Annotated in this window: 12 protein-coding genes; 1 reads left to right on the plus strand and 11 read right to left on the minus strand. The window is 69.5% G+C overall.

The features are described from left to right. Both recQ and Q8S40_RS07780 read right to left on the minus strand, forming a co-directional pair. On the minus strand, positions 1 to 1,909 hold a 1,909-nt coding region (gene recQ / locus Q8S40_RS07775; RefSeq protein ID WP_305669929.1), incomplete at its 3' end, for a DNA helicase RecQ. Positions 1,910 to 1,984: 75 nt separating this feature from the next. Beyond that, on the minus strand, positions 1,985 to 2,389 hold the full coding sequence (locus Q8S40_RS07780; RefSeq protein WP_305669930.1) for an OmpA family protein: 405 nt from the start codon (positions 2,387 to 2,389) through the stop codon (positions 1,985 to 1,987). A gap of 131 nt (positions 2,390 to 2,520) precedes the next feature. On the opposite strand from Q8S40_RS07780, the gene Q8S40_RS07785 reads away from it, so the two are divergent. Beyond that, entirely contained in the window at positions 2,521 to 3,525 is a 1,005-nt protein-coding gene (locus Q8S40_RS07785) for a hypothetical protein (protein WP_305669931.1), read from the plus strand. Positions 3,526 to 3,535: 10 nt separating this feature from the next. Here the strand turns inward: Q8S40_RS07785 and phoB are convergent, their stop codons facing one another. The 9 genes from phoB to Q8S40_RS07830 form a co-directional block, all read right to left on the minus strand. Further along, positions 3,536 to 4,249, minus strand: coding sequence for a phosphate regulon transcriptional regulator PhoB (gene phoB, locus Q8S40_RS07790; RefSeq protein ID WP_304811341.1), 714 nt, complete (start codon positions 4,247 to 4,249; stop codon positions 3,536 to 3,538). A gap of 26 nt (positions 4,250 to 4,275) precedes the next feature. Continuing rightward, positions 4,276 to 4,995 carry a phosphate signaling complex protein PhoU gene (phoU, locus tag Q8S40_RS07795; protein ID WP_305669978.1) on the minus strand — a complete coding sequence of 240 codons (720 nt, stop codon included), beginning with the start codon at positions 4,993 to 4,995 and terminating at the stop codon, positions 4,276 to 4,278. Between the two features lie 17 nt (positions 4,996 to 5,012). Continuing rightward, the gene (pstB, locus tag Q8S40_RS07800) at positions 5,013 to 5,798 is read right to left on the minus strand and encodes a phosphate ABC transporter ATP-binding protein PstB (protein ID WP_304811403.1); all 786 of its coding nucleotides are present in this window, start codon (positions 5,796 to 5,798) and stop codon (positions 5,013 to 5,015) included. Between the two features lie 95 nt (positions 5,799 to 5,893). Then, entirely contained in the window at positions 5,894 to 6,796 is a 903-nt protein-coding gene (gene pstA, locus Q8S40_RS07805; RefSeq protein ID WP_305669932.1) for a phosphate ABC transporter permease PstA, read from the minus strand. Positions 6,797 to 6,799: 3 nt separating this feature from the next. After that, positions 6,800 to 7,783, minus strand: coding sequence for a phosphate ABC transporter permease subunit PstC (pstC, locus tag Q8S40_RS07810; protein WP_371136814.1), 984 nt, complete (start codon positions 7,781 to 7,783; stop codon positions 6,800 to 6,802). 81 nt (positions 7,784 to 7,864) lie between these two features. Then, complete coding sequence (gene pstS, locus Q8S40_RS07815; protein WP_305669933.1) at positions 7,865 to 8,926, minus strand: phosphate ABC transporter substrate-binding protein PstS; 1,062 nt, start codon at positions 8,924 to 8,926, stop codon at positions 7,865 to 7,867. 153 nt (positions 8,927 to 9,079) lie between these two features. Continuing rightward, positions 9,080 to 9,505: an ATP-binding protein gene (locus Q8S40_RS07820; protein ID WP_305669934.1), complete on the minus strand. Its 426-nt coding sequence runs from the start codon at positions 9,503 to 9,505 to the stop codon at positions 9,080 to 9,082. Continuing rightward, positions 9,502 to 9,843 carry an STAS domain-containing protein gene (locus tag Q8S40_RS07825; RefSeq protein ID WP_305669935.1) on the minus strand — a complete coding sequence of 114 codons (342 nt, stop codon included), beginning with the start codon at positions 9,841 to 9,843 and terminating at the stop codon, positions 9,502 to 9,504. Before Q8S40_RS07825 ends, Q8S40_RS07820 begins: the two co-directional genes overlap by 4 nt. 82 nt (positions 9,844 to 9,925) lie before the next feature. Next, positions 9,926 to 12,733 carry an autotransporter outer membrane beta-barrel domain-containing protein gene (locus Q8S40_RS07830; RefSeq protein ID WP_305669936.1) on the minus strand — a complete coding sequence of 936 codons (2,808 nt, stop codon included), beginning with the start codon at positions 12,731 to 12,733 and terminating at the stop codon, positions 9,926 to 9,928. Positions 12,734 to 12,786: the final 53 nt, after the last annotated feature.

A 12,786-nucleotide genomic window follows, 5' to 3' on the forward strand; every position in this document is an offset into this window, starting at 1 on the left:
GCTGGGTGTGCGCGTCGTAGGTCACCTGTTCCACCATGATCTGCGGGAAGGCGGCGGGCGGCACCAAAGGCGGGTGGAAGGCCTGCAATTCCAGATCCGTATCATCCTCAACCCCATACCGGTCCAGCTTGGTCCGCCCCACCCCCGCAATCCCGCCGAGCTGGTCCAGGCTCCGCGGCCGCTGTGCCGCAATCTCCGCCAGCGTCTTGTCCTGGAAGATGACATAGGCCGGCACGGATTGGCTCTGCGCCTCCCCCCGCCGCCAGTCGCGCAGCGCCTCGAACACCGCGTCGCCCACCGGCGCAGCGCTGCCACCGCCGCCGCTGCTGCGGCCGTTGCGCGCGGGGGCGGCGCTGGCCTGCACCAGGTCCTCCCGCAGCATCACCTTCTCCTCGCCCTTCAGCACCGGCTTGGCGGCATCCGTCGGCACCAGTTCGCCGTGGTTTTCCACCGCCACATCCAGCAGCCCGCGCGCCACCATCTGCCGCGCCACTCCCCGCCAGGCGAATTCCGAAAGGTCCTTGCCGACGCCGAAGGTCGGCAGCTTGTCATGCGCGAATTGCGCCACCTTGTCGGTCAGCTTGCCGCGCAGCACGTCCACCACATGCGCCACGCCGAAGCGCCGCCCCGTCCGCAGCACGGCCGAGAGCATCTTCTGGGCCGCCACGGTGCCATCGAACAGGCGCGGCGGGCTGAGGCACACGTCGCAATTGCCGCAAGGCGGTGGCTCGGCCTCCCCGAAACAGCGCAGCAGGATCTGGCGGCGGCAGGTGGCGGCCTCGGCGATCGCCACCATGGCGTCCAGCCGCTGCCGCTCGATCCGCTTCTGCTCCGGCGCCGCCGGGCTTTCCTCAATCCGGTGCCGGCCGAGCGCGATGTCGCCTGCGCCATACAGCAGCAGCGCCCGCGCGGGCAGGCCGTCGCGCCCGGCGCGGCCGATTTCCTGGTACCAGCTCTCCGGCGATTTCGGCAGGTCGAGGTGCACCACCCAGCGCACATCCGGCCGGTCGATGCCCATGCCGAAGGCGATGGTGGCGCACATCACTACGGAATCGCCGCGGGCGAAGCGCCGATGCGCGTCCCGCTTCGCCTCGGATTCCATGCCGGCATGGAAGGCCAGCGCATCATGCCCATCGCCGCGCAGCCATTCGGCGGTCTGGTCGGTCTTGTTGCGGGTGCCGCAATAGACGATGCCGGCGCCACCCTTGCTGGCTTCCTCCCGCAGCAGGGCGCGCAGTTGCGCCCGCTCGGATTCGCGTGGCGCGGCCTCGATGCGGATATTCGGACGGTCAAAGCCGCCGCGGAACACCGGGTCGTCCTGCATGCCGAGCTGGCGGCGGATATCCTCCACCGTGCGCGGATCGGCGGTGGCCGTCAGCGCCAGGCGCGGGGTGCGCGGGAAGCGTTCCGCCAGCACGCCGAGGCCGCGATATTCCGGCCGGAAATGATGCCCCCATTGGGACACGCAATGCGCCTCATCCACCGCGAACAGGGCGACGGGCAGTTCCTCGAGCCGGGACAGCATGCCTTCCAGCGCCAGGCGCTCGGGCGAGACATACAGCAGCTTGAGGTCGCCATTGTGCAGGTCGCGCAGCACGGTGCGGGACTCGCCCTCCGGCAGGTCCGAATGCAGCGCCGCCGCCGCCACGCCCTGCTGGCGCAGCGCCGCCACCTGATCTTCCATCAGCGCGATCAGCGGGGAGACGACGATCCCCACCCCCGGACGGCACAAGGCCGGCACCTGGAAGCACAGGGATTTGCCGCCGCCGGTCGGCATCAGCACCAGGCCGGAGCCACCGCCGGCGACATGGCGCACCACCTCCTCCTGCCGCCCCCGGAAGCCGGGGTGGCCGAAGACGCGGCTCAGCACGTCCAGCGGATCGGTGCTTTCGTCGGGGTGGTCGGGCATCAGGGAGGCGAATCGGCCGTCATCGGGCATGGCTCTCTCTGCCACGCCCGATGGAGCGACAACACCCTTGGCGTATCAGGGGTAGCCGACGACGATCTCCACGCGGCGGCTCTCGATCGGCACCGCATCGAAGGGTACCGGGCCGCGGCCAACCACGGCGATGCGGCCGGCGGGGACGCCGCGCTTGATCAGCTCATCCGCCACATGCTGGGCGCGGCGGCGCGACAATTCCTGGTTGAAGGCCAGGCCACCCGCCGGGCCGGCAAAGCCGCGCACCTGCACCGGCACTTCCGGGTGGCGCCGCGCCAGGCGGGCGGCATTGGCGAGCACGGCCATGGCCGGTTCATCCAGTTCCACGCTGTCCTCGTTGAAGAACACCACGCGCGGCGGCTGGCCGACCAATTCCCGCGGATCTGCGGCACAGGCGGCCAGGAGGACGACCGGGACAAGTCCGGCCAGGGCGAAAGCGCGGCGACGCATGTGAGAGACTCCGGGGAAAGATCGCCCATAGGTCGCGCGGCTGGGCAGGCCGCGTCAATCGCCTCCGCACGCGCCTTCACGTGATACGGCGCGGTCAGGGCGCGTTAACCCGCATCCCGCATCTTGCCGCCGTGTCCCAGACCGAGTCCCCACCCTCCTGCCTGCCGGATCCACGCGGCTTCGACCCGGTCCGCTTCCCCGGCACGACCGAGGGCGAGACCTGGCCGCCGCCGCATTTCCTGTTCCAGGCAAGCTGGCTGCGGGAGCCAGGTTTGGCGTTTGAACGGGACCCCTCCGGCGGCATCGGCCTGGTGCGGCCCTATGCCCATATGCGGATGCTGGTGGATCTGGATAACGCCCATCTGCTGCTGGACATCGCCCCCGGCACGCATGATTTCCGCCTGCTGCGCCTCGTGCCTGCGGCGCTGCGCTGTGTCGAGCGCATCACCCCCGGGGACCCCGTCCCCGGCCCGCTGCTGGATGAGGACCCGGAGCCGCTGGAGGAACACCACCTCTACGCCGCCACCTCCGGCCTCGTTGCCCGCCTGGCCGCCACGGCCGGGGAGGAAGGCGAGGCGCTGGCCGAGGCGATGCGCCGCACCCCGCCCGGCCCGGCGATGTTCGAGGCGGCGATCGCCCATTGCATCACCAAGGGCGGCTTCCCCATGGGCACGATGGCCCCCCTCGGCCGCCGCCTGCAACTGCTGGCCAACGCCCATGCCCGCGTGCTGGCCGCCGCCGCCAGCCAGCCGGATTACGAGGCGATGGAACGCATGGTCCGCCGCACGCGGGATGCGCTCGGCAACGACCGGCGCTGGGCGGGGGATCTGCTGACCCGGGCGATGGACGGGCTGATGCCGATGATCGGGCGGCCGCGGCGTGCCGCCGCCGCGCTGCTGGCAACCGCCGAGCAGGCCATGCGGCGCCCGCTGCCGCTCGAGGCCCCGACCCGGCTGCTGCGCGACCAGCTTGCGCTGCGCGACCGGCTGCTGGACCTGTCGGTGTTCTGGCACCGGCTGTCCGCCGCCTGGCTGGCCGTGGACCCGGAGACCACGGACCGGCGCGAGATCGAGGCGCTGGCCCGCAACGCGCTACGCCGCCTGGCGCTGGAGCCGCTGTACCGGGCGACAGACTGAGCCGCCGCCGCTACTCCTCCACATCCAGCGCATAGCCGGCGGAGCGCACGGTGCGGATGATGTCCGCCTCCTCATCGCCGTTCACCGCCTTGCGGAGCCGGCGGATATGCACATCCACCGTGCGCGGCTCCACATGGATGTCGCGGCCCCACACCGCATCCAGCAATTGTTCCCGGGTGAAGACGCGGCCAGGGTGCTGGAGGAAGAATTCCAGCAGCCGGTATTCGGTGGGGCCGAGGTGCAAGGACCGGCTGCCGCGCGTCACGCGATGCGCATCCTGGTCCATCACCAGGTCCTTGTAGGTCAGCCGCCCCTTCACCGGCACGGCGCCGGACCGGCGCAGCAGGGCGCGGATGCGGGCGAGCAGCGCATCCATCACGAAGGGCTTGCTGATGTAGTCATCCGCGCCGGTATCCAGCGCGCGCACCGCGTCCTGGTCCTCGCTCCGCGCCGTCACCATGATGATGGGCAGGTCGCGGGTGTTCGGGCGCCGGCGGATCTGGCGGCAAACCTCCAGGCCCGACAGCGCCGGCAGCATCCAGTCGAGCAGGATGAGGTCCGGCTTGCCTTCGGAGACGCGCAACAGCGCCTCCTGCCCATCGGCGGCTTCCTCCACCCGGAAGCCTTGTTTTTCCAGATTGTAGCGCAGCAGGGTCAACAGCGGCGCCTCGTCCTCCACCACCAGGATGGTCGGTTTGGCGAGGCTGCCCGTGGCGTCCGGCATGTTCGCGGTTCCCAACGGTCGTCGGTTCATTCGGGTGGCCGGACCACGGCATAGGCGGAGCTGTCCGCCTTGGGCCGTTCATCCGGCAGGCTGTCGCCGCGCACGGCGTAGTGCACCGTCTCGGCGATGTTGGTGGCATGGTCGCCGATGCGTTCCAGGTTCTTGGCGATGAACAGCAGATGCGTCGCCGCGGTGATGTTGCGCGGGTCCTCCATCATGAAGGTCAGCATCTCGCGGAAGATGCCGTTATAGACATCATCCACCGGCTCATCATTGCCCCAGACCCGCGCCGCGGCCTCGGCATCGTCATTCACCAGCGCATCGATGGCGGCCTTCAGGTTTTCCTGCACCAGGCGCGCCATGCGGGAGAAGCCGTTGAGGCTGCCAAGCGCCGGCTGCTGTGCCACGACGATGCTGCGCTTGGCGGCGTTGCGGGCGTAGTCGCCGATCCGTTCCAGGTTATGGGCAACCTTCATGGCGGCGACGATGAAGCGCAGATCGATCGCCATCGGCTGGCGGGTGGCCAGGATGCGGATGCAGAAGGTCTCGACCTCCCGCTCCAACTGGTCCAGCGCCGCGTCGCGGCCGATCACCTCGGCGGCGAGTGTCGCATCGCGGCGCACCAGCGCCACGGTCGCGTCATTCACCTGGCGCTCCGCCAGGCCGCCCATGCGCGCCAGCATGTCGCGCACCTTGCGCAGCTGTTCGTCGTAGGACCGGACGATGTGGTCGGATTGGGTTTCCATCGGCATGATCTGGGTCCTCAGCCGAACCGGCCGGTGATGTATTCCTGGGTGCGCTTTTCGCGCGGCGCGGTGAAAAGCTGCGCCGCCGGCGCCACTTCCACCAATTCGCCCAGGTAGAAGAAGGCCACCTGGTCGGCGCAGCGCGCCGCCTGCTGCATGTTGTGGGTGACGATGCAGATGGTGAAGTCGCGCTTCAACTCGTCGATCAGCTCCTCGATCTTCAGCGTGCTGATCGGGTCGAGCGCGCTGGTCGGCTCGTCGAACAGCATCACCTCGGGCCGCACGGCGATGGAGCGTGCGATGCACAGGCGCTGCTGCTGGCCACCCGAGAGGCTCATGGCGGAGGACTGCAGACGGTCCTTCACCTCACCCCAGATGGCAGCCCGGCTCAGCGCCCATTCCACCCGGTCGTCCAGTTCGGATTTCGGCAGCTTCTCATGCAGTTTGATGCCGAAGGCGATGTTGTCGTAGATCGTCATCGGGAAGGGCGTGGGCTTCTGGAACACCATGCCGATCTTGGCGCGCAGCTCGTTCAGATCGACCGAGGCGTCGATGATGTTGCGCCCGTCCATCAGCACCTCGCCCTCCGCGCGCTGGCCCGGATACAGGCTGTACATGCGGTTCAGCACGCGCAGCAGCGTGGATTTGCCGCAGCCGGAGGGGCCGATCATGCCCGTCACCTGGCGGTCCGGCAGGTCCAGGTTGATGCCCTTCAGCGCCTTGTTGGTGCCGTAGTAGAAATCGAGGTTGCGCACCGAAATGCGCGCCTGGGTGTTCAGCACCTCGGCGGATCGTGCCTGCATGCCGCCGAAGCCGGAGGCGGAGCTGGTGGTCTGTTCGGTTATCGAGCCCATCGGATCGTCCTCATCTCACGGCCCTGAGGGCCGCCCTTCCTGGCTCAGTTGCGCCCGCGCAGCACGAGGCGGGCAATGATGTTGATGGCGAGCACGCCCAGCGTGATCAGCAACGCACCGGACCAGGCGATCTCGATCAGATCCGGGAAGCCGGAATTAGCCTGCTGGTAGATGGCGATCGGCAGGCTGGCCATGGCGGTGGTCAGGTCAAAGCTGGTGACGTTGTTGCCGAAGCTGGTCAGCAGCAGCGGCGCCGTCTCACCCGCGATCCGCGCCACCGCCAGCAGGATGCCGGTCAGGATGCCCGACGCCGCCGCCTTGTAGCAGACCAGTGTGATCATCTTCCACTTCGGCGCGCCGAGGCCGATCACCGCCTCCCGCAGCGTGTTCGGGATCAGCTGGAGCATGTCCTCCGTCGTGCGGACCACCACGGGGATGACGATGATGGCAAGCGCGAGCGCGCCGGCGATGCCGGAAAAGCCGCCCATCGGCAGCACGACAAGCTGGTAGATGAACAGCCCGATCAGGATGGACGGCGCCGAGAGCAGCACATCCGAGACGAAGCGCAGCGTATTGCCGAGCGCGGAGCCGCGTGCATATTCGGACAGGTAGGTACCCACCAGCAGGCCGATCGGCGTGCCGATCGCCGTGCCTATGGCGGTCTGGATCAGGCTACCCAGGATGGCGTGGATCAGGCCGCCCTTCGGCGCATTCTCATCGCCGTAGCGGGTCGGGCGGAACTCCTCCGTCAGCACGATCCAGTCCATCGAGGCCAGGCCGCGCCAGAGCAGCGTCGCCATGATGGAGGCCAGGAAGAACAGCCCGATCAACGTGGCCGTCATGCAGAGCCACTTGACGATCAGGTCGACGATCTTGCGGCGGGAGGCGAGCGCCGAGCTGCGGCGCACTGCGCCGCGTGGCTCCGCCTGGAATGTGGTGCTGCTCATGGATCAGGCCTTCAGGCGAGAGCGGAGCAGGTAGCGCGAGGCCGCCAGCACCAGGAAGGAGATGACGAACAGCAGGAAGCCGAGCGCGAACAGCGCCGATTGCTTCAGGCTGCCCATCAGGCTTTCGGGAAACTCCATCGCGACGATGGAGGCGATGGTGGTGGAGGGGTCGAACAGGCTCTGCGGCATTCGGTTGGCGTTGCCGATGACGAAGGTCACCGCCATCGTCTCGCCCAGCGCACGGCCCAGCCCCAGCATGATGCCGCCGACCACGGAAATGCGCGTGTAGGGCAGAACCACGCCCTTCACCACTTCCCACCGCGTGGCGCCCAGCCCATAGGCGCTTTCCTTGTACACCGGCGGCACCTGCAGGAACACATCGCGCATGGTGGCCGCGATGAAGGGCAGGATCATGATGGCCAGCACGATCGCGGCGGTGAACAGCGAGGTGCCGGCGAAGAAGCGGCTCTCGAAAAGGAAGCCAACCAGCGGGATGGCGGTCAGGTAGTCGCCGAGCGCAAGCTGGATATACATCTGCACGAAGGGCACTACCACGAACAGCCCCCACATGCCGTAGATGATGGAGGGCACCGCCGCGAGCAGTTCGATCGCCGTGCCGACCGGGCGGCGCAACCACTCGGGCGCCAGCTCGGTCAGGAAGAAGGCGATGCCGAAGGCCACCGGCACGGCGAAGACGATGGCCAGAATGGCCGAGGCTATGGTGCCGAAGATGGCGACGGCGCCGCCATAATTCTCGCGGCCCTCGACAGGGTTCCAATCCGTGCTGGTGAGGAAGCCCAGGCCGAATTCCCGGAAGGCCGGCAAGGCGCCGATAAAAAGCGTTACGATAATGCCGCCGAGCAGCAACAGAACCACGAACCCTGCGCCGCGGCAGAGCCATTCGAAAACAAGGTCCCCGACATCGATACCGCGGCTGCGACCAACCGGCTTTGGCGCGGTCCCCGCGCCCATTGTCACATCGCTCACCGGCAAGGTCCTGATCAGGGGTTCAGGGAATGCAAAGCCCCCCGGACGGCAAGCGTCCGGGGGGAAGTAGCCAAACTCGGTTCAGGCGGTCCAGATGGCCTGGCCGTCCGGGGTCTTGATGTTGGCGGCCCAGTTGCGGCGGATCACGTTGGTCACGCTCTCCGGCAGCGGGATGTATTCCAACTGGCCCGCGATGGTCGCGCCGTTCTTGAAGGCCCAGTCGAAGAACCGCATCGTGTTGCGGCTGCCCTCGACCTTGTCCGCCGCCGGGTTGGTCGGCAGCAGGATGTAGGTGCCGACCGTCATCGGCCAGGCCTGCGCGCCCGGCAGGTCCAGCGTGTCGGGCGCCATGTTCGGCACGGACCAATCGGCCGCATCGGCGGCGGCGACGAAGCTCGCCTGCACCGGCTCGACGAAGTTGCCGGCCTTGTTGCGAATCTGCGTGGTCACCAGGCGGTTCACCACCGCATAAGCATTCTCGGCATAGCCGATGGCGCCCGGCGTGTTGCGGACGGCGTTGGACACACCCTCATTACCGCGGGCGCCCTGGCCGGCCGGCCACTGCACGGAAGTGCCGGCGCCCGGGCCGTCGCGCCAGGCCGAGGAAACGCGCGCCAGGTAATTGGTGAAGCCCCAGGTGGTGCCAGAGGCGTCGGCGCGGTAGGCCACCGAGATCGGCAGGCTCGGGATGCGCAGGCCGCTGTTCAGCTCGGTGATGCGCGGGTCGTTCCAGCGCGTCAGGCGGCCGAAGAAGATGTCGGTGATGACCTCCGGCGTCAGCTTCAACTGGCGGTCGGCCACGCCCGGCAGGTTCACGATCAGCACGATCGAACCCATCACGGTCGGGAACTGCATCAGGTTGCCCTCGCGCAGTTGCTCGACCGTGCGCGGGGCATCGGTGGCGCCGAAATCGACGGTGCGGTTGGTGATCTGGTTGATGCCGCCGCCGGAGCCGATCGACTGGTAGTTGAGCTGGATGCCAGCAGCCTCACGCGCCGCATTGGCCCAGCGCTCATAGACCGGGCGGGGGAACGTCGCGCCGGCACCGGTGATCGTCACCGACTGGGCCATCGCGCCGCGGGCGCCGAGGAGCCCGGCGCCAAGTGCCGCGCCGGTACCGAGCAGAAGGGTGCGCCTGTTCACTGTGTCTCTCTCCGGTCCTGTTCGAAACGGCCTGCCGGAAGCGGGCAATGCCGTTGGGCGCGTTCTAGGCAGGTCCGGCGACCAGACGATTGCAGTTTGATGAAGCTTCGATGACAACGCCCTCCACAACCCAAGCGTGTTGTCTGGTTACCATCAGGTCAGACGCAGCGTCAGCCGCGTGGAATTGCCGCCCCCGGGGTCGCGCCCATACGCAAGATCGGTGCTCATCCGCCGCACCAGCGCCAGGCCGAGCCCGCCCACCCGGTCATCCTGCAGCGAAGGCGGGGCGGCCTCCGGCGCCGTCAGCGGGTCGAAGGGTGCCGCCGCATCCCGCAGCACCAGGCGCAGCGCACCGGCTTCCCATTCGCAATCCAGCCGGGCGGCGGGCGGCGCGGCGCCGGGGGCAAGGCCGGGCCAGGCGGCGTGTTCAATGAGGTTGGCGATCAACTCCTCCACCACCAGGCGCAGCCGCAGCGCCCCCCGGGGCGGCACCCCCTGCCCTTCCGCCCAGGCCTCCGCCGCATCCTGCGCGGCTGCCAGCCCGGCGAGGGAGATCGGGATCTCCAGCCGCAGGCTCATCCCGGCAGGCGGGCCATCGCCTCGGCTTCGCTGGCGACCAGCGGCAGGACCTGGTCCATGCCCATGGATTCGAGCACATCCGCCACCATCGGCTGGGCGCCGAACAGCACCACCGCACCGCCGCGGCGCGACACCACGCGGGCGGAGGACAGCAGCAGGCGAATACCGAGCGAGGAGAGGAATTCCAGCCCCGTCAGGTCCAGCACCGCATTGCGGCCGGACGCCGCGACGGCGGCGGTGAAGCCGATTTCCACCTGGCCCACCGTGGTGGAATCCAGCCGCCCCACCAGGATCACCTTGTTGGCCGTGGGGCTGATCTCAAGCACTTCGAAGCGCACTGACGGTCTCCGTGAATCGGGGCGCGGTTGTCTAGACCGGCACCCCGTCCCAGAAGCATGACAGTTTGCTGACAGTCGCGGCCTACCAGACCCAGCGCAGCCCGAGGGTCAGCACGTGGTCCGTGCCGCCACTGCTGCGTTGCAGGTCGTAATCCGCCACCACGGCGAAGCGGTCGCCGCGATAGGCGGTGGCGCCGATGCCGGCGGTCAGCGCATCCCGCCCGGTGCGGGCCGATTCCACGCTGAAGGCGGCACCGCCCAGGCGATGCGTGCCGCGGCCCAGCCCACCCTGCATTTCCCGCGCATAGCCGATGCGGGCCTCGGGCCGAAGCTGGAAGCCCTCGCCCAGGCGCAGGGTGCGGGCGGCGCTGAGGCCGATGCCGGCGCGCAGCGCATCCGCATCGCGGCCATCCACCGCCAGGTTCAGCGACCCGGCGCCGGATTCGGTGAAGCCGCCGCGTGCGATGCGGTCCCAGCGCAGGAAGGCGCGCGGTTCCAGATCCACCCCTTCCACGCGCGTGGTCACGCCGAAGCCGGCCTCCGCCGTCACATCCGTGCCGTCGCTATCCGCATTGGCGCGGCGGGACAGGGTGCCAAAGGCGATGTTGCGGCGGCTGTCATAGCGGCTGAGGCCGGTGCCGAGCGTCGCATCGATGAAGGGCTTCACACTGGCCGTGGTCGGCGGTGCGTACAGGCCATAGAGGCTGGCCTGGTAGCTATCCAGCCGCACCTCCCCGGTGCCGCCATCGCCATCCACCGTGCCGCGCAGGAAGCCCAGCGCGATGCCGCCGGTCAGGCCCGGGGCGAAGCGGCGGTCTGCGCCAACCAGCGCGCCGCCGGATTGCCGGGAATGGCCCGGCGCGGCGCCGTCGCCGCCCGTGCTGCCCCAACCGCCGAGCGCGCGGCCCCAGGCGGACCATCCGGTGAAGGCACCCTCGGCGCCGTCGCCGCCATCGGCCTGGCCGAGCCCCGGTTCCCAATCCGCCGGCTGGCCGCCGCCGGGCATCGCGCTCATCTGCACGCTGCGCGCGCTGTCCAGCGCGACGCGCGGCGCCAGCGCCCCCTGCGCCATCACCAGCGCCGGATCACCGGCACGGATGGCCGCCATGCGCTGCGCGGTGCCGGCACCCAGGATGCGCCGGTGCGCCAGCGCGGCTGCCAGCGCATCGGCGTGCACGCCGCCCGAGAGCTGGTCCAGCGCCGGGGCGATGGCGGCGGCCGGCAGCGCGTACAGGGCGCCGAAGGTGGCGGCCGCATCGCCCGTCATCCGTGGCCCGGCTGCGGGACGAATGGCATCAAGCGCCCCGCCGGCCGCCGCCTGGTTCCGGCGCTGGTCGATGCCGAGCGGGCCTAGGTTGGCGTAGCTGGCCGGGGTGGTCACCAGGTCCAGCGTGTTCGCGCCATACAGCGCATCGAGGCGCGCCCCGCCGGGGAGGCCCGCCGCCGGCTGGGCCAGGCCGCCAAAGCTGCCAAGCAGTCCGCCTTCCGCCTGGATCACCCGGAAGGATTGCCCGAGCACCGGGGTGAAGCTGTTGGTGGCGGACCCCGTGATGCCGCGCAGCACCGGCTGCAGCGTGCCGCCCGCGGTCAGCGTGCTGCCGGCGCCGATGACCAGCACCCTGTCATGCGACCCGGCGCCCGTGCCGGTGCCCGGCCCGTCGATCTCGAGCCGCGTCGTGGAACCGGCCCCGAGGGTAACGGGCGCGGTGAACACGATGGTGCCCGGAGAGGCGCCCGGGGACAGCACGCCATCGATGGTGCCGCCGCCGATGCTGCCGCCACCGGTCAGCGTGCCGCCGGGCAGCACGGTCACCGAACCCAGGAAGACGCCCTGGATGGAAAGCGTGCCGGACTGCACCTGCGCCCCACCACTGTTGCTGGCGTTGCCCACCAGCGTCAGCACGCCGCCGCCCAGCACCTGAAGCTGGCCGGTGCCGCTGATGTCCCCCAGCAGGATGACCGGCCCCAGGCTGGTATCGATCGTGCCGTTGCCGGCCTCCAGCACCACCGGCTGCGTCACCGCGGTGGCGCTGTTGGGCCGGAAGGTACCGCCATTGAAGGTCACGGTGGCGCTCTGCACGGCAGGATCGCCCTCGGTGAAGAACGGCCGGCTGCCATCGATCACCAGCCCAGCCGGTGGATCAACGGGCGGATCAACGGGCGGATCAGCGGGCGGATCAGCAGGGGGGCCGTCGGTCAGGCCACCCAGCGGCACCAGCGCGTAGCGGATGACGCCGCCGCCCCACATGGCATCGCCGCTGGCCGCGCCATAGAAGGCGACGGTGGTGAAGGTGTCGCTGTCGCTGATGGCGGCGACGAAGGTCATCGATTCGTTGTAGCGGGCCTCGCCCGGATTATCGTTTCGCTCGGCCGCGCTGCCGACCAGGATCGGCGTGCCGCCATCGAAGGCGATGTAGAGCGCGCTGGGGAAGCAACAGGTGGCCCAGCCCTGCAGATCTAGTGCGAAGGCATTCACCGGGCTGTCGAAGGTGAAGACCAGGCCGCTGCCGGGGGAATCGATCGCGGCGGCGGTCATGCGGATGCCGTTGCCACTGGCGAAGCTGCCGCCCGGCCCCTGGATGCTGGCGAAGGCGCTGGTGCTGGTGCTGCGGTTGCCGGCATTGCCGGAGGTGATGGTGTAGCCGCTGCGCGCCCAACTCGCGACATTGCTGGTCAGGCCAGAAAGCAGGTCCATGTTGACCGTGCCGCCGGCATCCGTCACGCGCTGGTCGAAAGCCTGCCGGCCCTCGAAGATGCTGTCGAAGAACGTGGCGGTCTCCGCCGCGGCGGGACGCGGCATGGCGGCCGCCAGCGCCAGGGCAGAGGCCGACAGCAGCAGCCTGGCCGCCCCCCCCAGCAGGTGACGCGAACGGAGGCGTGGGGTGCGCATTCTCGGGTGCCTTCCTGGCGGTTGCTTCGGAAGGCGTAGGGCGCGGGCGGTGA

Source organism: Falsiroseomonas sp., from assembly GCF_030695085.1.
Taxonomy (GTDB): domain Bacteria; phylum Pseudomonadota; class Alphaproteobacteria; order Acetobacterales; family Acetobacteraceae; genus Falsiroseomonas.

Coding starts and splice junctions, on each gene's coding strand:
- Q8S40_RS07780 (WP_305669930.1), bottom strand. CDS start 2,389: ATGCGTCGCCGCGCTTTCGCCCTGGCCGGACTTGTCCCGGTCGTCCTC.
- phoU (WP_305669978.1), bottom strand. CDS start 4,995: ATGGAAACCCAATCCGACCACATCGTCCGGTCCTACGACGAACAGCTG.
- phoB (WP_304811341.1), bottom strand. CDS start 4,249: ATGCCGGACGCCACGGGCAGCCTCGCCAAACCGACCATCCTGGTGGTG.
- Q8S40_RS07820 (WP_305669934.1), bottom strand. CDS start 9,505: ATGAGCCTGCGGCTGGAGATCCCGATCTCCCTCGCCGGGCTGGCAGCC.
- pstB (WP_304811403.1), bottom strand. CDS start 5,798: ATGCAGGCACGATCCGCCGAGGTGCTGAACACCCAGGCGCGCATTTCG.
- pstA (WP_305669932.1), bottom strand. CDS start 6,796: ATGAGCAGCACCACATTCCAGGCGGAGCCACGCGGCGCAGTGCGCCGC.
- Q8S40_RS07830 (WP_305669936.1), bottom strand. CDS start 12,733: ATGCGCACCCCACGCCTCCGTTCGCGTCACCTGCTGGGGGGGGCGGCC.